The organism is Cupriavidus sp. CER-90, from assembly GCF_057652055.1.
In genome coordinates, this window is record NZ_JBYGYM010000001.1 from 2100343 (window position 1) to 2119296 (window position 18954).

Annotated in this window: 15 protein-coding genes; 6 read left to right on the top strand and 9 right to left on the bottom strand. The window is 66.9% G+C overall.

Features of this window, described 5'->3' with window-relative positions; all coding sequences use genetic code 11:
• Positions 1 to 7 precede the first annotated feature (7 nt).
• The gene (locus AC24R4_RS09335; RefSeq protein WP_400395790.1) at positions 8 to 2698 is read left to right on the top strand and encodes a tannase/feruloyl esterase family alpha/beta hydrolase; all 2691 of its coding nucleotides are present in this window, start codon (positions 8 to 10) and stop codon (positions 2696 to 2698) included.
• Positions 2699 to 2765: 67 nt separating this feature from the next.
• On the opposite strand, the gene AC24R4_RS09340 is transcribed toward AC24R4_RS09335, so the two are convergent.
• Positions 2766 to 3713 (bottom strand): LysR family transcriptional regulator, encoded by a 948-nt coding sequence (locus AC24R4_RS09340; protein ID WP_400395792.1) that lies wholly within the window; start codon positions 3711 to 3713, stop codon positions 2766 to 2768.
• A gap of 125 nt (positions 3714 to 3838) precedes the next feature.
• Here AC24R4_RS09340 and AC24R4_RS09345 point away from each other — a divergent pair, with 125 nt between their 5' ends.
• From AC24R4_RS09345 to AC24R4_RS09360, 4 genes are all read left to right on the top strand, one after another.
• Positions 3839 to 4966: an alpha/beta fold hydrolase gene (locus AC24R4_RS09345; protein ID WP_400396892.1), complete on the top strand. Its 1128-nt coding sequence runs from the start codon at positions 3839 to 3841 to the stop codon at positions 4964 to 4966.
• 112 nt (positions 4967 to 5078) lie between these two features.
• On the top strand, positions 5079 to 6083 hold the full coding sequence (locus AC24R4_RS09350) for a tripartite tricarboxylate transporter substrate binding protein (RefSeq protein ID WP_487522813.1): 1005 nt from the start codon (positions 5079 to 5081) through the stop codon (positions 6081 to 6083).
• Positions 6084 to 6308: 225 nt separating this feature from the next.
• A complete protein-coding gene (locus AC24R4_RS09355; RefSeq protein WP_487522814.1) occupies positions 6309 to 6572 on the top strand; it encodes a hypothetical protein in 264 nt (87 codons plus the stop codon).
• Between the two features lie 392 nt (positions 6573 to 6964).
• Positions 6965 to 7438: a BON domain-containing protein gene (locus AC24R4_RS09360; RefSeq protein WP_487522815.1), complete on the top strand. Its 474-nt coding sequence runs from the start codon at positions 6965 to 6967 to the stop codon at positions 7436 to 7438.
• 166 nt (positions 7439 to 7604) lie between these two features.
• On the opposite strand, the gene ku is transcribed toward AC24R4_RS09360, so the two are convergent.
• From ku to ligD, 5 genes are all read right to left on the bottom strand, one after another.
• Entirely contained in the window at positions 7605 to 8723 is a 1119-nt protein-coding gene (ku, locus tag AC24R4_RS09365) for a non-homologous end joining protein Ku (protein ID WP_487522816.1), read from the bottom strand.
• Between the two features lie 6 nt (positions 8724 to 8729).
• A complete protein-coding gene (locus AC24R4_RS09370; protein WP_400397069.1) occupies positions 8730 to 8897 on the bottom strand; it encodes a hypothetical protein in 168 nt (55 codons plus the stop codon).
• Between the two features lie 27 nt (positions 8898 to 8924).
• On the bottom strand, positions 8925 to 10988 hold the full coding sequence (locus AC24R4_RS09375; protein WP_487522817.1) for a hybrid sensor histidine kinase/response regulator: 2064 nt from the start codon (positions 10986 to 10988) through the stop codon (positions 8925 to 8927).
• Between the two features lie 197 nt (positions 10989 to 11185).
• Complete coding sequence (locus AC24R4_RS09380; RefSeq protein ID WP_487522818.1) at positions 11186 to 11338, bottom strand: hypothetical protein; 153 nt, start codon at positions 11336 to 11338, stop codon at positions 11186 to 11188.
• A 143-nt stretch (positions 11339 to 11481) separates the two neighbouring features.
• Positions 11482 to 14211, bottom strand: a complete 2730-nt coding sequence (ligD, locus tag AC24R4_RS09385; RefSeq protein WP_487522819.1) for a DNA ligase D — start codon at positions 14209 to 14211, stop codon at positions 11482 to 11484.
• A 240-nt stretch (positions 14212 to 14451) separates the two neighbouring features.
• On the opposite strand from ligD, the gene AC24R4_RS09390 reads away from it, so the two are divergent.
• Positions 14452 to 15453 (top strand): SDR family oxidoreductase, encoded by a 1002-nt coding sequence (locus tag AC24R4_RS09390; protein WP_487522820.1) that lies wholly within the window; start codon positions 14452 to 14454, stop codon positions 15451 to 15453.
• Positions 15454 to 15473: 20 nt separating this feature from the next.
• On the opposite strand, the gene AC24R4_RS09395 is transcribed toward AC24R4_RS09390, so the two are convergent.
• The 3 genes from AC24R4_RS09395 to AC24R4_RS09405 form a co-directional block, all read right to left on the bottom strand.
• On the bottom strand, positions 15474 to 16268 hold the full coding sequence (locus AC24R4_RS09395; RefSeq protein ID WP_487522821.1) for an SDR family NAD(P)-dependent oxidoreductase: 795 nt from the start codon (positions 16266 to 16268) through the stop codon (positions 15474 to 15476).
• A gap of 161 nt (positions 16269 to 16429) precedes the next feature.
• Positions 16430 to 16561, bottom strand: a complete 132-nt coding sequence (locus AC24R4_RS09400; protein ID WP_400394472.1) for an MFS transporter small subunit — start codon at positions 16559 to 16561, stop codon at positions 16430 to 16432.
• Between the two features lie 15 nt (positions 16562 to 16576).
• A complete protein-coding gene (locus AC24R4_RS09405) occupies positions 16577 to 18004 on the bottom strand; it encodes an L-lactate MFS transporter (protein WP_400394474.1) in 1428 nt (475 codons plus the stop codon).
• Positions 18005 to 18954: the final 950 nt, after the last annotated feature.

The window sequence follows — 18954 nt, forward strand, 5'->3', positions numbered from 1 at the left end:
ACGAACGATGAGAATCGGATACATGGGCAGCCACCCTGCGTGGCGGCTGGCCGCTGCATTGTCAGTGGCACTGCTGGTGTCCGCCTGCGGCGGCGGCGAGGATGCACCCGCCACGGCCAGCCAAGGCAACACGGGCGACACGGGCAACACCGGGGCCGGCGGTGATGCGGGACCGGCACCGGCCGCGCCGGCGCTCAGTGCGCTGGAGGCCTGCAACGCGCTCAATAGCGCGAGCCTGCCGGCATCGAGCCTGGCCTTGGCTTCGGGCGGCGCCACCGTCAGCAAGGCCACGCTGATCGCGGCCGATGCCCCCGGCAACAGGCTGGGCGAGTACTGCCAGGTGCGCGGCGCGATTGCCCCGGTCGATGCGTCGGCGTCCAGCATCCAGTTCGCCGTCAATCTGCCCACGCAGTGGAATGGCAAGGGCATCCAGTTCGGCGGTGGCGGTTTTGACGGCACGCTGATCGACGGCACCGAGACCGTGCGATTTGCGTTGCCCGGCGACCCCGCACCGCTGTCGCGTGGCTACGCCACGTGGGGCGACGACTCGGGTCACCAGAGTTCCAGCATCACCGATGGCCGCTTTGCCACCAATGACGAGCAACTGGCCAACTATGGCGGCGACACGCTCAAGAAAACGCACGATGTGGCGATCGCGCTGATCACGCAACGCTATGGCAAGGCGCCGGCGCGCGCGTATTTCCTCGGCACCTCGACGGGCGGCCGCGATGCGCTGCGCTATATCCAGCGATGGCCGGCGGACTACGCCGGCGTGATCGCCAACGAGCCCGCGCTCAACTACACGGGCACGCGGCTGTCGAACGTGGCCGTGGGCCGGGCGCTGTACCTCAACGGCGGCGCAGGCTGGCTCAATATCAACAAGACGCTGATGGTGCAGAAGGCGGCCATGGACGCGTGCGACACGCTCGACGGCGTGGCCGACAAGGTGGTCAGTAACGTGGAGGGCTGCCGCGTGGGCGCCATGCAGGTGCTGGCCAGCCTGCGTTGCGCGGGGGGCGCCGATACCGGCGACACCTGCCTGTCCGATGCGCAGATCGCCACGGTCAAGACCATCGAGCAGCCGCTGCAGCTCGGCTATCCGCTGGCCAATGGCGTGACGGTTGCCGGCGGCTACAACCTCATGGAAGGCGCGCTGGTGGCGGGGCCATTCACCACGCGCGACCTCGGTACGCGCGCGGTGCCGGGCAATCCGGCCACCACGGCAGACGCCAACATGTACGTGACCGGCGACCAGTGGGTGAAGTATTTCGTCACCCGCAATGCCACGTTCGATGCGCTGACCTTCGATCCGGCCAGCCCTGGGAGCTGGACGTCGCGCGTGCAGGCCGTGTCGGCCCTGACCGACGCCACCAACCCCGACCTGTCCGCCTTTCTGGCCAAGGGTGGCCGCCTGATCATGCTGCACGGTCTGGCCGACGAAGTCATCAGCCCCAATTCCACCATCGCGTGGTACAAGGCCGTCATTTCGCAGGTGGGGCAGGCGGCGGTGGACCAGGGCATCCGGTTCTATACCGTGCCCGGCATGGGCCACGGTACGGGCAGCTTCCTGCCGGCGTGGAATTCGCTGACCGCACTCGAAAACTGGGTCGAGATGGGCGTGGCGCCGGGCACCCGTGAAGTGATGGACACCAACGCGGGCACCTACGGCCGCACCCGGCCGCTGTGCCAGTACCCGTCGTGGCCCAGGTACAAGGGCACCGGCAGCGTGGACGCCGCCATCAACTACACGTGCGAAGGGGCTTCGGGCATCGTGCAGTCCTGCCTGAACCTGCCGTCGGTGGCCACCACCTGGAAGGGCGGCAACACCCATGGCGAGGAACTGTCGGTCCGCATCGACCCCGCCACGCTCAAGTACACCGTGACGATCGATGCGAGCGCCCAGCGTGCGGCCAACACCGTGCTGAACGGACAGCTCGTCTCGCTGGGTGGCTGCACGTACGCCAGCGATGAAAACGGCGCGCAGTTCTCGTTGACCGGCGGCGGTGTGCTGGCGGGCGGCGTCAAGCCGGTATCGGGGGGCGGGTTCCTGCCGCTGGTGGCGTTCCAGAACGTCTCTGCCGACTACAAGGCGGTGGCCGATATCTACAACGTCAACGGCATCCAGACCGCCGTCGCCGACGGATCGGTCACGGTACGCAACGGCTCGGCGCGGCTGCGGTCGTCGGCGGCCACGTGGCAGACGTGCGCGGCCACGGCCAGCGGCGGCTATATCGTCTATGACGCCGCGTGCACGAACACGGCCAAGGGCTACATCGTCTGGAACGCTGCCCGCAACGCGTTCGATTACTTCGTGGGCGGCACCATCGCGGCGGGTGATGGCGTGCTGAGCGGGTCGCTGATCAGCGGCATGGTCAATGGTGCGCCGGTACCGGTGGTCCTGACGCGTTCGGCCACCGCGTACGGCATGAACATCTACGCGCAGCAATCGACAGCAGGCCTGGCGGCCGGCGCCGCAGATGGCGCCTATCGCGTGATGGCCACCACAGGCGAGCAGGTCAATGCCGACCTGAACGGCACGCGCATCGTGCGTAACGGGGCGTCGGGCACGCTGGCCTACAACAGTCCGGTGCCGGGCGTGATCGGTGCAACGGGTGGGGTGGTCGCGTCCTACCTGTACAACAGCGGCCTGCTGATCGGCACGGCCGCCGGGCGCTTCGAGGTCGGGTTGCTGCACTGACGCCCGCCGCGCTGCCAGGGGATCGCCCCCGTGCTCGCGGGAGCGTTGGGGCGATCCCGGCTGGCAGCTATGCTTCTTCCTGCGCTGTCTTGCGGTGGCGTGTGGCGATGCGGTGGGTCAGGGCCACCAGTGCCGTCAGTGCGGCGTCATCCTGGCCCTCGCGGTAACCGAGCGTCAGCGGTGCGCGCAGCCGGTCGGCCTCGACCATCCGGCAGTAGGCCACGCCGTGACGGTTCAGGCCGGCCATCGATGCCGGCACCACACTCACACCGGCGCCGGCCGCGACGAGATTCAGGTTGGTCAGCATCCGTTCGACTTCGGCGCCGATGCGTGGCGTGAAGCCCAGCGCCTCGCATTCGCGCAGCAGGTCGCCGTACATGCCCGGCGCGCCCGGTCGCCGTACCAGGATGAACGGGTCGGATGCCAGCTCGCTCAGCGACACGGGCGCCCCAGCGTTCTGACCGCGCAAGGCACGGCGCCGCAGCAGGGCATGATCGAGCGGCAAGGCAATCACCATTTCCTCTTCCAGCAGCAGGTCGAAGCGCACGCCCTCGGGATGCGATACCGGTGCGCGCAGCAGGGCGGCGTTCAGCGTGCCGTCGGCCAGCCGTTCGATCGCTTCCGCGGCGTTGCATTCGGTCAGGGACAGCGCCACGCGCGGAAAATGCCGGCGGCAGGCGCGCAGTACCTCGGGCGTGAGCTTGTGGGCGGCCGCGGAACTGGTGAAGCCGATGGCCAGCGCCCCTTCGTCGCCCCGCGCCATGCGCTGCATGCGTGCGCGCATCTGCTCGATCCGGGCGAACAGATCCACCGCATCGGCATGCAGCGCCGTGCCGGCAGGCGTGAGCGCCACGCCGCGCGGCAGCCGTTCGAACAGGGTCACGCCAAGCTCGGCTTCCAGCACCTTGAGTTGCTGCGAAAGCGGGGGTTGCTGAATGCCAAGCTGTTCGGCGGCGCGCGTGACGGACCGGGTTTCCGCCACGGCCAGGAAGTAGCGCAGGTGTCTCAGCTCCATGGATCTATATCCAACACATATGGAAGTCTTGTGAGACATATATTTTACGTGCGGCCGGCGTGGCCGTAGTATTGGCGTTTCGCCCGATGCGCGCGGGCGGCCAGAACATCAAAGGAGACAGCTTCATGCGCCGCATTACGCAATACTTGGCCGTCACCGCCGTGGTCGCGGCGGTTTCGGTGCTGGCCGGTTGCGCCGGCCAGACCGGCACAACGGCTGCCATGGCTGTCACACCCGGCGCGCCCGGCGCAACCGGCGTCAAGCCTCAGTGGCAGCGCGTGCACCTGGGCAAGGGGGCCGGCTATGACTTCCCGGTCTATGCCAATCACGCGCTGAACGGCGACCTGCGCGGTATCCGTGAAGTGGTGTTCGTCCAGCATGGCTTGCAGCGCAATGGCGACGACTACTACGACGCGGGCGCGGCCTTGTTGAAGGCCAGCGGCCGGAACCCCGGCGAGGTGCTGCTGGTGGCGCCCAATTTCCCGGGCACGCCCGACGCCGCCAAGCATTTCGACAACATGCCGGTGTGGACCGTGCAGGGCTGGATCGGCGGCGAGGACGCGGTGTCCGGCCCCGGCGCCGGCGTCAGTTCGCTGCAGGTGATCGACGATCTGCTGGCCTACGTCACCGACAGGCAGCGCCTGCCGATGGTGCGCAAGGTCACCGTGGCCGGCCATTCGGGCGGGGCGCAGATCGTGCATCGGTACGCCGTGCTGAACAACGTGGACGAGACGGTGCGGGCGTCCGGCATCGACCTGCGCTACGTGGTGGCCAATCCGTCGTCCTACCTGTACTTCACGCCGGATCGTCCGGTGGCGCCGGATTACCGCCGCTTCGCGCCCTACAGCACCAGTACCTGTGCCGATTACGACAAGTACCGCTATGGCATGCGCGACATGGTGGCTTACGCGCGCGGCGCCGATGGCATGACGCTCTATCGGCGCTACATGCAGCGCCAGGTCACCTACATGGTGGGTAGCGAAGACAACGATCCGAACCATCGGGTTCTGGACAAGGCTTGCGGCGCCGAAGCCGAAGGTCCCACGCGCCTGCAGCGGGCACGCGCTTACTGGCGCTATGAGCAGGCCCTGGCCACGCCGGGGCAGGCCAGCGCGCACCGGTCGTTCGAGGTGGTGGGCGTGGGGCATGACCAGGCCCGCATGTTCGGTTCGCAGTGCGGCGCGCAGGCGGTCTTCGGCATGGACCCCGCCGCCAACGGCAATGGGGCGGCCTGTCGCGCGCCGCAGCAGTGAGATGACGGGCGTCTGGACACGTTGATATCGTCCGGCGGGTTTGTCCGGGCGGCAGACGTTGGCGCGCGGTGCTACGATGCCGCAGTTTTCCCCGACACCTGCCGCCGCCTTCATGTCAGTTCGTGCTCGCCGGCGCGTCACTGCGGCATTGCTGGCCATGCCGTTCGCGCGTCCCTGGCGGCCTGCCGCCGCTGCCCCGTTTCCGTCTCACGTTCCGCCCCTGCATCTATTGGTGGGCTACGCCGCCGGTGGCGGCGCGGACCATGTCGCGCGCATCGTGGCGGACGGTCTTGGCGCCGACGGCGAGCCCACGGTCGTCGACAATCGACCGGGTGCCTCTGGTCAGATTGCGATGCATGAAGCCGCACGCGCTGGCGCCGACCGCCAGACGCTGCTGCTGGGCACGGTCGGCTCGGTCAGCATCGGGCCGCTGCTGGCCAGCAGCCCCGAGGCGCCGGCGCGCCAGCTGCAACCGCTGGCGATCGTTGCCAGCACGCCCCACGTGCTGCTGATGGCTGGGGACGGTACGCGCTCGCAGCCGGAGCAGGCTCGCGCCACGCTGCAACGCCTGCTCGACAACGCCCGGCAACGTCCCGGCGAAATCGCCTATGCCTCGCTTGGCATGCATTCCAGCGCCCATCTGGTGGGTGAACTGATGTGCCGGCAGGCCGGCGTTTCCATGGCCCATGTTCCGTATCCCGGCAGCGCGCGTGCGCTGGTGGACTTGCAGGGCGGGCACGTGGCAGTGCTCGTCAGTACCTTGCAGGCCGCGTTGCCATTGATGCGGCAAGGCCGCGTGCGTGCCCTGGCGGTGACGGGAAGGTTGCGTAGTCCGCTGGCGCCCGCGGTGCCGACATTCGCCGAAGCGGGCATTGCCGGCATGCAGCAGGACGCCTGGTATGGCGTGCTGGCGTCCCCTGGCGTGCCAGAGGTACGCCGCACCGCGTTGTCCGCGCGACTGGCCCGGCTACTGCGCGAGCCATCGCTGCGGCAGCGCCTGGCGCAGGACGGCGCCGAGCCGCTGAGCCTGACCGGCCGGCAGGCCATCGACTATCTCGAACAGCAGCGTGAAGTGTGGCGGCAGGCGTTGGCGGTGGTGTCGGGCCGGCTGGGCTGAGCAGGGGATTGCAATCCCGAGCAAATAAGCGAGATACGCCTGCCCAACTAGAACGAAAGACGCCGGAACATCCATGGCGGATGTTCCGGCGCGGGGTCCCGCTTCCATGAGGCCGCGTCCTGACTTCAGACGTGGTGTGACAACCGTGGAGATGTCACTGCGGGACCCGGAAAGGAGAGGAAGTCGGCAGGATTACTGCTGACGGTTCTTCTGCTGCTGGGAGCCTTGCTGCGATCCCTGCTGGCTGCCTGTGCCGCTTTGCTGCTGGTGCTGGCCGGAGCTCTTGTCCTGGTTGCCCATCTGACCACCACCTTGCTGGCGTTGCTGATCCTGGCTACCTTGCTGCTGGTTGCCGCGCTGGCCGCCTTGCTGCTCCTGCTGCCTTTGTCCCGATTGGGATTGGCCACCTTGCTGTCCGGATTGGCTACCTTGCTGCTGTCCCATTGCTGTCTCCAAGTCCAAGTCGCGGCGGGCTGCCGCATTGAATAATGCAGCAATCCGCGTGCCAAACGCCAAAGTCGGGGGTATGGCATCTGGCAGACAGGCAGGTAACCCATGCGAGACATGCGCTTTGCCCCGATTTACAACGCATGCATGCTTTTCACGCGGGAAGGGCCGCACGGCCCGCGAGGCCGCGTGCCGACGTGGGCGCATGCTCTCCGGCATCGGCCTGCCGTACGGACCTCGGCACACCACGCGTCGTCCTTGAAGGGGCTTTGGAACGCTATTTGCAGCGTCATGGGCAAGCTGCCGGTGACCGTGCAAGCCGTACGCGCCGTACGAGCCGTACGGGCCGTACGAGCCGTACAAGCGCCAGGCGCGTTGCCCATGGTTCCGGCAATCATCCATCTGCGATGCCAACGCAAACAAGGAGAGCGCACATGAAAATCGTACCCAAGCTTCGCATTGCCCTGACGGTTGCCGCGCTGGCTGCCGCCGGCGGCGCCCACGCACTCGACAATGGCGGCTTCATGAAGATTGCCGATAAGAGCACGACCAGCGGATCGGCAATGCATCCCGCCCCGGCGAACAATGCGTCGGGCACGTCCGGCACGTCCGGCCGTACCGACGGTGACCGCACGACCGGGGCCACCACGGAATCCAGGACGGATGCTGGCGCGGACAACGCCAAGCAGGCCGTGACGGACGGGGCCCTCACAACCAAGATCAAGACCAAGCTGCTGGCGACCAAGGATCTGAAGTCCACTGGCATCCACGTCAAGACCAAGGATCGGGTGGTGGACCTGAGCGGTTCGGTGCCGAGCGCCGAACAGAAGCAGATGGCCGTGGACACGGTGAAGTCGGTGGAAGGGGTGGATTCCGTGAAGGACAACCTGAAGGTGTCGTCACGCTGAGGCAGGAAGGTGTTGCCGTCCGAGATTGTTAGTAACGGTTGATGATGCGCGGCGACCCAGGTCGCCACTGCGCTGAGCCGCGACTCTCCCACGTGTCGCGGCTCTTTTTCGTGTGCGTCGGGCAGGGTGGGGCCGTGGTGGCGACCTGCATCACGGACGCCCGGGATCAGGCGGCCTTGCGGGCGGTGGTGCGTGCGGCCTTGACTGTTTCGGCCTTGACTGTTTTCTTCGCGGTCGCCTTGCGCGCGGGGGCTTTCTTTGCAGTGCTCGCGGCGCTCCTGGCGTTGCGCTCGGCGGTGGCAGACGCGGTGCCAGACGCGGTGCCAGTCGACTTCGGTGAGGCCTTCGCGCGTGCTGGCCGCTCGCTGGTGCCCGGTTTGCGGTTGCCCGCCGCACCGCGTGGGACGGTTTTCTTGCGCGCTGTGGTGGCTGCTTTCGAGGGCTCGCCATCGCTGGCTGACGTCTCGCCAGCGGCTGCGCCGCCCTTGTCCCGTTGTCCCAGGCTCTGCTTGAGCAGCGCCATCATGTCGATCACCTTGGCACCCTTGCGGGCGGGCGCGGCGGTCTCGTCGGCGGCAGGCGTCAGCAGATGCGTCTTGCCGGCCTTGACCCGGGCGTGAATGCGGGCCAGCAAGTCCTCGCGATAGGTGTCGTGGTATTGCTCGGGGTTGAAGTCCTCGCTCATGTCTTCCACGAGCCTGGTGGCCATCTGTACCTCGCGGGCGCTGGCGGCGTGCTTCTTGCCGCCCGGCAGGCTCAGGTCGGCCACCGGCACCACTTCGTCCGCGAAGCGCATCGTGTTGAGTACCAGCGCCTTGCCGGCGACCAGCAACGCCGCCAGATGCTGGCGGTTGCGCAGCACCACCAGCGCCAGGGCGGCGCGTCCGGTCTTGCGCATGGTTTCGTGCAGCAGTGCATAGCCGCGTTCGCCGCGCTTGTCCGGCTCCAGGTAATAGGGGGTGTCGAAGAAATAGGGCGGAATCGCGGCGGCGTCGACGAAGCTGACGATATCCACGGTCTGGGTGGCTTCGACGTTGGCCTGCCGGAAGTCCTCGTCAGTCAGGACGACGTACTCGTCCTTTTCGTACTCGTAGCCCTTGACGATATCGTCGCGCTCCACCGGCTTGCCGGTGTGCTTGTTGATGCGCTGATAGCCCACCGGCGCCATGTCGCGCTTGTCCAGCAAGTCGAGATCGAGCGACTGCGTGCGTGACGCAGGCTTGACCGATATGGGGATGTTCACCAGCCCGAAGCTGATGGCGCCTTTCCAGATTGCGCGCGACATGGCCGGTCAGCCGATCAGGCCGCGTGGGGCCGGGCGGTCCGCGCGCTGCGGCGGCGGTGGGGGCAGGTCGCCGGGAGGCGGATCGTTGACCGGTTCCGGCGTCGTGTCAGGCGGCTCCGGCGGCGGCGTTTCCGGCTTCGGTGGCGTGATATCCGGTTCGGGTGTGATATGCATTGCGTTCCTTGTGCGGGCGCTTGCCCCTCAGGCGTCCAGTTCCTCGAGCAGGCGCGTCAGTGCGTTGAGATCCGCTGGCTTCACCAGATGCATGTCGAAGCCCGCGGCGCGGGTACGGCGCCGGTCGTCGGGCTGGCCGAATCCGGTCAGCGCCACCAGCCGGGCATTGCGCAGTTCGGGAATCTCGCGCAGCCGCCGGGCGGTTTCGAAGCCGTCCATGGTCGGCATGCCCAGATCCAGCAGGACGACGTCCGGTCGCACGCTGGCGGCGCACGCGATGGCGCTCTGGCCATCGGGCGCGGTCACCACGGTGTGGCCCAGCGTCTCCAGCGTCATCGTCATGGCCTCCAGGGCGTCGATGTTGTCATCCACGAGCATGATCGTGTGCGCGGCCGTGGAGGCCACGCGGGTCTTGCCGCTCGTCGGATGCCAGGTCTGCCAGGGCTCCACTGGCAGTTCGACGATGAAGGTGCTGCCAAGGTTCCGGCCCGGGCTTTCGGCGCTGATGCGGCCGCCGTGCAGGGTCACCAGCTTCTGGACCAGCGTCAGGCCGATGCCGGCGCCTTCGCGCGCGGCAAAGGCATCGGGGTCCGTGATGCCCGCCTGCGGGTCTTCGGCCTGGGCCTGCTGCGTTGGCTGGGCGGGCTGCTGCGCCGCGCGTTCGGCAGCCGGCCGGTCATCGTGTTCGCCGGCGCCGTGTGCGTCCGCGTCGCCGCCGCCCGCTGCAGGCGCCAGCGGGTCGAAGAGTTGCCGCTGCATGTCTGTCGACAGCCCGTTGCCGTTGTCGCGCACGCGCACCACGACCTTGCCATCGGAGGCCGTGGCCTCGACGGCGATCTGGCCGCCTTCGGGCGTGAACTTGGCGGCGTTATGCAGCAGGTTGGCAAAGATCTGCGTGAGCCGCACCATATCGCCCCGCACCGGCAGCGGCTGCTCCGGCAGCGCCAGGCGCAGCGTGTGGCGGCGAGATTCCAGCAGCGGACGTACGGTTTCCACCGCCGTGTTCAGGGCGCCGCGCAGTTCCACCAAGTCGCGGCGCAGGGTGATCTTGCCCTGGTTGAAGCGCGACACATCGAGCAGTTCGTCCACCAGGCGGGTGAGGTGATGCAGCTGGCGGCTGATGATGTCGCGCGCCCGGAACATGTCTTCGCGGCTTGGCGAAAACTGCTGAAGCAGGTCCACGGCGCTGCGCATCGGCGCCAGCGGATTGCGCAGTTCGTGCGCCAGCATGGCCAGGAATTCGTCCTTGCGGCGCTCTTCGTTATGCAGGGTGCGCTCGGCGCGGTTGTGGCGCGTCACGTCCTGGCAGATACCGGCCACGCGCAGGCATCGCCCATCGGCACCGCGTACCGGGAACGCCCGCATATGCACTTCGCGGATCTCGCCGTTCGGGCGTTCGAGCTGGAATTCCGAATCCAGACGGCCGTCGCGCAGCATGCTTTGCCATTCGGCTTCCAGGCGCGCGCGATCGTCGGATGTCACCCACTTCAGCCAGCAGGTGGGGTCTTGCTTGACCGAATCGGCCGGGCGGCCCCACAAGGCCTCGAAGGACGGGCTCATGAACAGGAAGCGGTGGGCCGCTGGATCGATGATCCAGACCACATCGGCGAAGGCCTCGGCCAGTTGGCGGAACAGGTCTTCGTTCTCGTGCAGCGCCTGCGAGGTGCGCCGGTAGGCGTCCTCGGCGCCCCGCATGCGCAGCAGCGCGTTGATGTTCGACACCAGTTCCTCGGGCTCCACCGGCTCGACCAGAAAGCTGTCCGCGCCGCCGTCCAGCGCCTGCACGCGGCGATGCGAGTCCGTCACGCCGGGCGAGGTCAGCAGCACCATGGTCCGGGCGGTCTGCGGATCGCTCTTGATCAGGCGGCAAACGTCCAGGCCATCGATGTCGGACAGCGGGCCCGCGAGCAGCACCAGGTCTGGCGCGTGCTGGCGAACCAGTGACAGCGCGGCCTGGCCGTCGGATGCCTCCAGCACGGCGAAGTCTGCACGGTTCAGGATGCGGCTCTTGACGTAGCGCGGCCCCTCGCGGCCCTCGACATTGAGGACGAGCGGTCGACGCGTCGGGTGGTGGGCAGGCGTGGCATTCATGGCTGACGGGCGGCAGACAACGCCGCTTTGGCTTTGGTAATGGCAAAGTCGGGTGAGCGCAGGGCACGAACCGGCGCGACGCGGCCCCAAGCGGCGTCCCGAGGTGGCGCCGACCTATCTTGAATTGTAGTTTTTACCTTCATTCCGCCCATATCGATTGTATTTATGACATTGGTGCGTTGCGCGGCCGGCAGATGTCAGCCGCCCGGCGCGTAGACGTGCAGCCGCGTACCCGCGGCGCGTGCGTCCGCCGGGGAAGCCAGCAGATAAGCCAGTGCGAGCATCAGCACGCCGATCAGGGCGCGCTGCCAGAATTCGCTCGAGTACCAGGGATCGGGGTCTTGTTTCATCGTTTCCAGTCCAACCGGGGCGGCGACAGGCCCAGGTTCTGGGTGCAGTGTGGCAAGAACCGTGCCGCACATGGCGCGATGGCTGACAGACGGACGCCGACAGGGGACGGGCGTTGTGGCGTGGGGGAGGCGTGTGCCGCGCTTCAGGCGGCGTCGAGCTGCCTGCGGGCCTGGGTCAGCGTCTGGCGAACCTTGTCGTGGCCAGCCCACGGGTCGTGGCGCGCCAGTTCGTCCAGGCGGGTGGCCACGTTGGCGATCGTCCATTGCGCGGCGCCCGTCAGGTCATCCAGTTCATCCCAGCTGACCGGAATCGACACGCCGAGGCCGGGACGCGCCCGGGCCGAGAAGGCGGCCGCCGTGGTAGCGCCGACACCATTGCGCAGGTAATCAATGAAAATCTTGCCAACCCGGTTGCGCGGACCGCTCTTCGATACAAAGCGTTCGGGGATCGTCCGGGCCATGTGCGTCACCGCGTCCTGCGCGAAGTCGCGCACGGCATCCCAGCCCGCGCGCGCGGCCAGCGGCACCACCACATGCAGCCCCTTGCCGCCGCTGGTTTTGAGGAAGCTCTGCAGCGACAGTGCGTCGAGCAGCGCCTTGACCAGGCTGGCCGCCTCCTGGATCTCGCGCCAGCTGACGCCTTCGCCCGGGTCGATGTCGAAGACGATCTGGTCGGGCTTGTCGATGTTGCGCGCCCTGGCATTCCAGGTGTGGAATTCCACGACGTTCAGCTGCGCCGCTTCCACGATGGCGGCGGCCGAGGTGATCTCCAGCAGGGGCGGATGGCCGGGCCAGAGTTCGGGGTCCAGGGCGTTGACGCCCTTCAGGTGCAGCGTGTCGCCATGGCGCTGGAAGAACTGCTCGCCGTCGATGCCGGAGGGCGCGCGAACCAGCGCCAGCGGGCGCCCGCGCAGGAACGGCAGCATCAGGCCGGAGGCGTGGGCGTAGTAGCCGACCAGATCGCCCTTGGTCAGTCCGGTGGATTTGTCGATCACGCGGTCGGCATGGCTGACCACGACATTGCCGATGGCAGCCTTGGTGCCTTTTCGCGGGGGCGCACCGGCGGTGGTCTTGGTGGCGGCGCTGGTGGTGGCGCTGGTGGCGGCCTTGGCGGCAGTCTTCGTAGCAGTCTTCGTGGCGGCTTTCATGGCGGTCTTCCCCGAGGGCGTGCGGCCCGGCGCGTCCGCCTTGGCGGGCACCTCCAGCGTGACCGAGGCCGCCGGCTTGTCGGTGCGCAGGGCGTGGAACACGGAATGGCGGATGCGGCCTTCGCGGGTCCAGGCGCCGAAGGTCACCTCGGCCACCAGCCTGGGCTTGACCCAATGGCCCTTGATGCCGCGCGGCAGCGGGTCGAACGGCGTGTCGTCGGTGCGCAGCGGTTCGAGCTGCTTGCGCAGCGCATCGAGCATGGCCGTGTCGAAGCCGGTGCCGACATTGCCGACATAGCGCAGTTTGCCGTCGGCATCATGCACGCCCAGCAGCAGCGATCCGAGCCCGCTGCGGCTGCCCTTGGGGTCGGTGTAGCCGCCGATCACGAATTCCTGCCGGTTCTGGCACTTGAGCTTGATCCATGATGGCGCGCGTGAACTGACGTAGGGCGCATCCACCCGCTTGCCGATGATGCCTTCGAGTTTCATGCGGCACGCTGCATCGAGCATGTCGGCCGGGGCGCCTTCGAAGTTGTCGCTGAAGCGCACGCGGCCCGACGTGTGACTGGCCAGCAGCCCGCGCAGCAGGGCCCGTCGCTCGGCCAGCGGCACCGCGCGCAGGTCATGCCCGGCAAACCACGGCAGGTCGAACACGTAGAACTGGATCGATTCGGCATGCGCGGTTTCGAAGGCATTCTGCAGCGCCTGGAAGTCGGTGATGCCGTCCTTGTCCACCACGACGATTTCGCCGTCGAGCCAGCCGTCGGGCCAGCCCAGTGCGGCGATCTCGGCCGCGAGCGCGCGCAGCTTCGCGGTCCAGTCGTTGCCATTGCGGGTGAACAGCCGTACATCGGCGCCATCGATGCGCGCCACGATGCGGTAGCCGTCGAACTTGATCTCGTATTGCCATTGGCTGGGGTCGGCGGGCGGCTTGTCGACCAGCGTGGCCAGTTGCGGCGCCAGCGCCAGGGGCAGGGCGGCCTTTTTGGCGCCGACAGGCAGCGCGGGCATCTTGCTGGCGGCCTTGCCGCCTTGGCCGCCCGTCTTCGACGTCTTTTTCGAGGCTGGCTTGTCCTTCCCGGTCGCGGCCGTTTTCGTCGGCGCCTTGGCCGTGCCGGCCAGCACGCTGTCGGGCATGGCCTCCACCACGTCGAACTCCGACGCGGGCCGCGCGAATTCGTCGCGCTCCTTGATCAGCAGCCACGCGTTGTCGTCGCGCGCCTTCTTGCCGCCCATGCGCACCAGCGTCCAGTGGCCCTGCAGCTTTTCACCGCGCAGTTCGAACTTGAGCTTGCCGTCCCGATAGCCGGCCTCGGGGTCCGTATCGGGGATCCATTCGCCGCGATCCCAGACGATCACCGTGCCCGCGCCGTAGTGGCCGGCGGGGATGACCCCCTCGAAATCGGCGTAATCGAGCGGATGGTCTTCCACGTGCACGGCCATGCGCTTGTCTGCCGGATCGTAGCTGGGCCCCTTCGGCACGGCCCAGCTCTTGAGCGTGCCGTCCAGTTCCAGCCGGAAGTCGTAGTGCAGCCGGCGCGCCGCGTGCTTCTGGATGACGAACGCGTGGGCGCCGTTGCCGGCGGCGGCCTTGCCCTTGCCGGCCTTCGCGGTCCGAGGGGCCTGCTTGCCGCTCGGTTCCGGCGTGGCCGCGAAGTCGCGCTTGCGCTGGTATTTGCCCAGCGGGGCGTCTGTAGAGGCGGAGGCTGCAGCGGACTTGGCCATGGGACGGATCTGAGGCGGTGGAGTCATTTCAGCTTATGCAGCGCACCCGACGTGCGAAAGCGGGAGCCGTCCTACAACGGGGGGCGGATTTTTCCCGGGTTTGTTTCCGGGTTTGTAATTCCTGACCGGACTTGCTGCGGTGCACATCGGCGCACGCGGCTCGCCTGTGCGGGCACGGGATGTGCGATTGGCAGCAACGGGCTTGGCCCAATCCTTTCCATCCCCAGCTAGAGAGGCAACATGAAGACGCTGAAGAAGATTGGCTCGCAGGTCATCGTGCTGACGGGCGCCACGAGCGGCGTGGGACTTATCACCGCGCGCAAGGCTGCCGCGCTGGGCGCCAGGCTGGTGCTGGTGGCGCGCGGCGAGGACGCCTTGCACAAACTGGCCGAGGAACTTCGCGAACACGGCACCGAAGTCATTACCGTCGCCGCCGATGTCGGCAAGCACGAGGACGTGGCCGCGGTCGCGCAGGCGGCCATTGACCGCTTTGGCGGCTTCGATACCTGGATCAACAACGCCGGCGTGACGATCTTCGGCCGCCACGACGATGTGCCGCTCGAAGATCACCGGCGGCTGTTCGAAACCAATTACTGGGGCGTCGTGCACGGATCGCTGGCCGCCGTGGCGCACCTGCGCCAGAACGGCGGGGCCATCATCAACATGGGAAGCGAGTCGTGCGACTGTCCGCTGCCGCTGCAAAGCGCCTATGTGGCGTCGCAGCATGCGATCAAGGGCTTTACCGACACGCTACGGCTGGAGCTCGAGCAGGAAAAGGCGCCGGTGTCGGTCACGCTGATCAAGGCGGCGGGGATGGATACGCCCATCGTCACCCACGCAAAAAACTTCCTCCACGTGGAGCCGAGGCAGGCGTCGCCGCTCTACGACCCATCGATGGCCGCCGAGGCGATCCTGTTTGCCGCGGAACACCCGCGCCGCGACATGTTCGTGGGGGCATCGGCCAAGGCGTATTCGGCAGCGGCGTACTACGCGCCGCACGCGTTCGACCGCTTCATGCGGCGCTTCATGGGTCGCGCCCAGCAGACCGCCATGCCGGCGGGGCCGCGCGACGACAACGCGTTGCACGCCGCCGGCAACAGTCTGATAGAGCGGACCGGAGACCGCCGGACCATGAAATCGTGTCCCTATACGGCCTCCACCCGCCATCCGATCCTGACGACGGCGCTGGTGGTGGGCGCCTCGGCCGCCATGGCCGCGCTGGTACGCCACCGGCGCGGGTAGGCAGCCGGCAGGTCTGCCGTTCAGAGGATCGTATCGACCACGCCGCCATCCACGCGCAGCGCGGCGCCCGTGGTGGCCGACGCCTGCCTGGAGCACGCGTAGACGATCATGTTGGCCACCTCGTCGACCGTGGCCGCACGCTGGATCAGCGACGTGCTGCGGTGCGCCTTGACGAAATCGGCGGCCACCTCTTCGGCCGATTTGCCGGTCTTCGCGATGTCATCCTTGAGCATGGCTTCGACGCCCTCGGACAGCGTGGGGCCGGGCAGCACCGAATTGACCGTCACGCCGGTGCCGGCCAGCCGCTTGGCCAGTACGCGCGACACCGCCAGCTGGGCGGTCTTGGTGAACCCGTAGTGGATCATCTCCACCGGGATATTGACGCCCGACTCCGAGGCCACGAACACGATGCGGCCCCACTTGCGCTGGACCATGCCCGGCGCATAGGCGCGCGACAGCCGCACCCCGGTCAGCACGTTGACTTCGAAGAAGCGCGACCATTCGCTGTCCGGGATCTCGAAGAAGTCCTGCGGCTGGAAGATGCCAAGGTTGTTCACCAGGATGTCGATGTCGGGATGGGCCTTGACGAGCGTGTCGCAGACGGCGGCATCGACCAGGTCGCCGGCAAAGCCGGCCACGTCGGCACCGGGCACGGCGGCGTTCAGCGCGGCAATGGCCTTGTCGACACTGGCCTGGCTGCGGCCGTTGAGAATCACGCGTGCGCCCGAGCCGGCCAGCCCGCGCGCCGTGGCAAAGCCGATGCCGGCGGTGGATCCGGTTACCAGGGCGGTCTTGCCCGACAGGTCGATCTTCATGTGAACTCCAAGGGTAGGTAGGCCCGTCAAGTGTATGAAGCCGGCGGCAATGTGCAAGGCTGGCGTGCGGAATGCAGCATTCCCGCCGTGCGATGCCGCAAAAAACAAAAAAGGCCGCAATCGCTTGCGGCCTTTGCTGCTTGCCCAGGGCGGGCAGGCGCTTACTGGAACAGCTTCATCGCCTGGGTGATGGTGTTCGACACACCCCACACCAGCGGGACCAGCACGTAGAGCCAGAAGGCGGCCAGCAGGGCCTTGTTGGTCGGTCGTGCGCTGAGGTTCTGGTTTTCCATTTGCATGACTCCTGATCAGTGGGCCGCGCCGGCACTGGCGCCCAGCCGGGCCACGTCGGCATCGCTCATGTGGTGCTTCGCGTTGACGCGCGACACCAGCAGGTTGCAGATGAAACCCACGACCAGCAGGCCGGCCATGATGTGCAGCGTCATGGCATAGGCCTGGGCGCCGGTCACGCCGTGCGCCACCTGGTATTCGCGGATGTAGTTCACCAGCACCGGGCCGGCGATGCCCGCGGCCGCCCAGGCGGTCAGCAGACGGCCGTGGATGCCGCCCACGAAGGCGGTACCGAACATGTCGGCCAGGTAGGCCGGGATGGTGGCGAAACCGCCGCCGTACATCGACATGATCACGCAGTAGCCCAGCACGAACAGCGCGATATTGCCGCTGGCGCCCAGTTGCGGCACCAGCCAGTACAGCACGGCGCCCAGCGCGAAGAACACGAAGTAGGTGTTCTTGCGGCCGATCCAGTCCGACGACGAGGCCCAGAAGAAGCGGCCACCCATGTTGAACAGCGACAGCAGGCCCACAAAGCCGGCGGCGGCCGCGGCGGTCACGCTGCCCTTGAAGCTTTCCTGGATCAGAAGCGACGCCTGGCCGAGCACGCCGATACCGGCCGTCACGTTCAGGAACAGCACCAGCCACAGCAGGTAGAACTGCGGCGTCTTCAGTGCCTCGTCGATATGCACGTGGTTACGCGTGATCATCTTGTTCTCGACCACGGGCGGGGTCCAGCCTTCCGGCTTCCAGCCCGGCGGCGGGACGCGGATTGCCAGCGAGCCGATGGTCATCGAGATGAAGTAGCCCACGCCCATGACCAGGAAGGTCTGGGTCACGCCCACCGAGGTGGCGCTCTTGAAGTAGTTCATCAGCGCCACGGACAGCGGCGCGGCAATCATCGCGCCGCCGCCGAAGCCCATGATGGCCATGCCGGTTGCCATGCCGCGACGGTCCGGGAACCAGCGGATCAGCGTGGACACCGGCGACACATAGCCGAGGCCCAGCCCGATGCCGCCCAGCACGCCGTAGCCCAGGTAAAGCAGGACGATCTGGTGGGTATAGACGCCCAGCGCCGAAATCAGGAAACCGCCGCCAAAGCAGCAGGCCGCCGTGAACATCGTGCGGCGGGGGCCGACGCGCTCCAGCCATTTGCCGGCAAATGCGGCCGAAATGCCCAGGAAGAAAATCGCCAGCGAGAAAATCCAGCCCAGCGTGGTCAGCTTCCAGTCGTCAGCTGCGGATTCGGTAATGCCGATCACCTTGGAAAGGGGGGCATTGAATACCGAGAATGCATAGGCCTGGCCGATACAGAGATGTACCGCCAGCGCGGCGGGCGGCACCATCCAGCGGGAAAATCCCGGCTTGGCGTAGGTTGCTTCCTTCGAGAAGAACGGCGCCGGCCCTTGGGACGCCATGCCGCCTTCATTCATAACACTGCTCATTGGATGTTCTCCAGTCGTGGATCCTCGGTAATCCGTCCGTGCAGTCTGGCGCGTCCGCCGGGTCTGGCTGGCCCGTCGGTTGACCCCGTCACACCCTCGGTGCGGATGACCTCCAGAGGTTGTCGCCGTACCGGGCTTTCAGAGACGTTTTGGCCCGGAAATGGCGACGGTTGCTACGGGTTGCTACAAAACGGATAAACGGAACCGGGCACGCGAACGCGCGCCGGCATGGCCCGAAAGGGCCGGGAATGAGGGCGGCTGGAGACGCTGGGTGCGTCCCGTCATGGAATGGATCATTGTTTTTCCGGCTGGGGCGAACAATATATGCACGCAGTTGCATATATTGCCGTGGAAAATATTATGCGCAGAACCATATCCCCCCGGATTGATCACTTCAATAGGCTAAAGATGACATATTCCGCGAATACCTGAATTTCTGGTGCTCATGAGAAAAAATCGGCAGTGGTTTCCTGTATCCGTTTGATTTTCACAACACTCTGGCCGCCATTCGACGGCCCCGCTTACCCCTTTGCCGGGCAAACATCCGCCATGGATTGGCCTGGTCATATGTCAGGACACGTTGTCATGCGGCTGACATGGGCGGCCACTACGATCCGTCCCGGTGGCGGTTTTCCTCTGCCATGAAAGAACAAGCCGGTCGAACCAGAAATGGGGTGCAACGGGCGACATAGTGGGTGTCGTGCGGACCGGCGAATTGACACGCTGCGGCCAGATCCTGGCCGCGGCGTTTTTTTTGCCTGCGATTTGTACCGCCCCCTCTGTGGGACAGGCAACAGGTGTTGGATGTATGAGTCATTCACGTCGGGTTCAACTTGTTGTCATAAACGGTCCATAGGATGCGTTCCGGCGCGGTCTTGTGCCGCCGACCTCACAACCGCGAATGGCCGGCCATGGGCATGGCGCGTTCGATAACAACCAGACGGGAACCA

Excerpts from the sequence above, each read along its gene's own strand:
- AC24R4_RS09335 (WP_400395790.1), top strand. The coding sequence starts at position 8 with ATGAGAATCGGATACATGGGCAGCCACCCTGCGTGGCGGCTGGCCGCT.
- AC24R4_RS09340 (WP_400395792.1), bottom strand. The coding sequence starts at position 3,713 with ATGGAGCTGAGACACCTGCGCTACTTCCTGGCCGTGGCGGAAACCCGG.
- AC24R4_RS09345 (WP_400396892.1), top strand. The coding sequence starts at position 3,839 with ATGCGCCGCATTACGCAATACTTGGCCGTCACCGCCGTGGTCGCGGCG.
- AC24R4_RS09350 (WP_487522813.1), top strand. The coding sequence starts at position 5,079 with ATGTCAGTTCGTGCTCGCCGGCGCGTCACTGCGGCATTGCTGGCCATG.
- AC24R4_RS09360 (WP_487522815.1), top strand. The coding sequence starts at position 6,965 with ATGAAAATCGTACCCAAGCTTCGCATTGCCCTGACGGTTGCCGCGCTG.
- ku (WP_487522816.1), bottom strand. The coding sequence starts at position 8,723 with ATGTCGCGCGCAATCTGGAAAGGCGCCATCAGCTTCGGGCTGGTGAAC.
- AC24R4_RS09370 (WP_400397069.1), bottom strand. The coding sequence starts at position 8,897 with ATGCATATCACACCCGAACCGGATATCACGCCACCGAAGCCGGAAACG.
- AC24R4_RS09375 (WP_487522817.1), bottom strand. The coding sequence starts at position 10,988 with ATGAATGCCACGCCTGCCCACCACCCGACGCGTCGACCGCTCGTCCTC.
- AC24R4_RS09380 (WP_487522818.1), bottom strand. The coding sequence starts at position 11,338 with ATGAAACAAGACCCCGATCCCTGGTACTCGAGCGAATTCTGGCAGCGC.
- ligD (WP_487522819.1), bottom strand. The coding sequence starts at position 14,211 with ATGGCCAAGTCCGCTGCAGCCTCCGCCTCTACAGACGCCCCGCTGGGC.
- AC24R4_RS09390 (WP_487522820.1), top strand. The coding sequence starts at position 14,452 with ATGAAGACGCTGAAGAAGATTGGCTCGCAGGTCATCGTGCTGACGGGC.
- AC24R4_RS09395 (WP_487522821.1), bottom strand. The coding sequence starts at position 16,268 with ATGAAGATCGACCTGTCGGGCAAGACCGCCCTGGTAACCGGATCCACC.
- AC24R4_RS09400 (WP_400394472.1), bottom strand. The coding sequence starts at position 16,561 with ATGGAAAACCAGAACCTCAGCGCACGACCGACCAACAAGGCCCTGCTG.
- AC24R4_RS09405 (WP_400394474.1), bottom strand. The coding sequence starts at position 18,004 with ATGAGCAGTGTTATGAATGAAGGCGGCATGGCGTCCCAAGGGCCGGCG.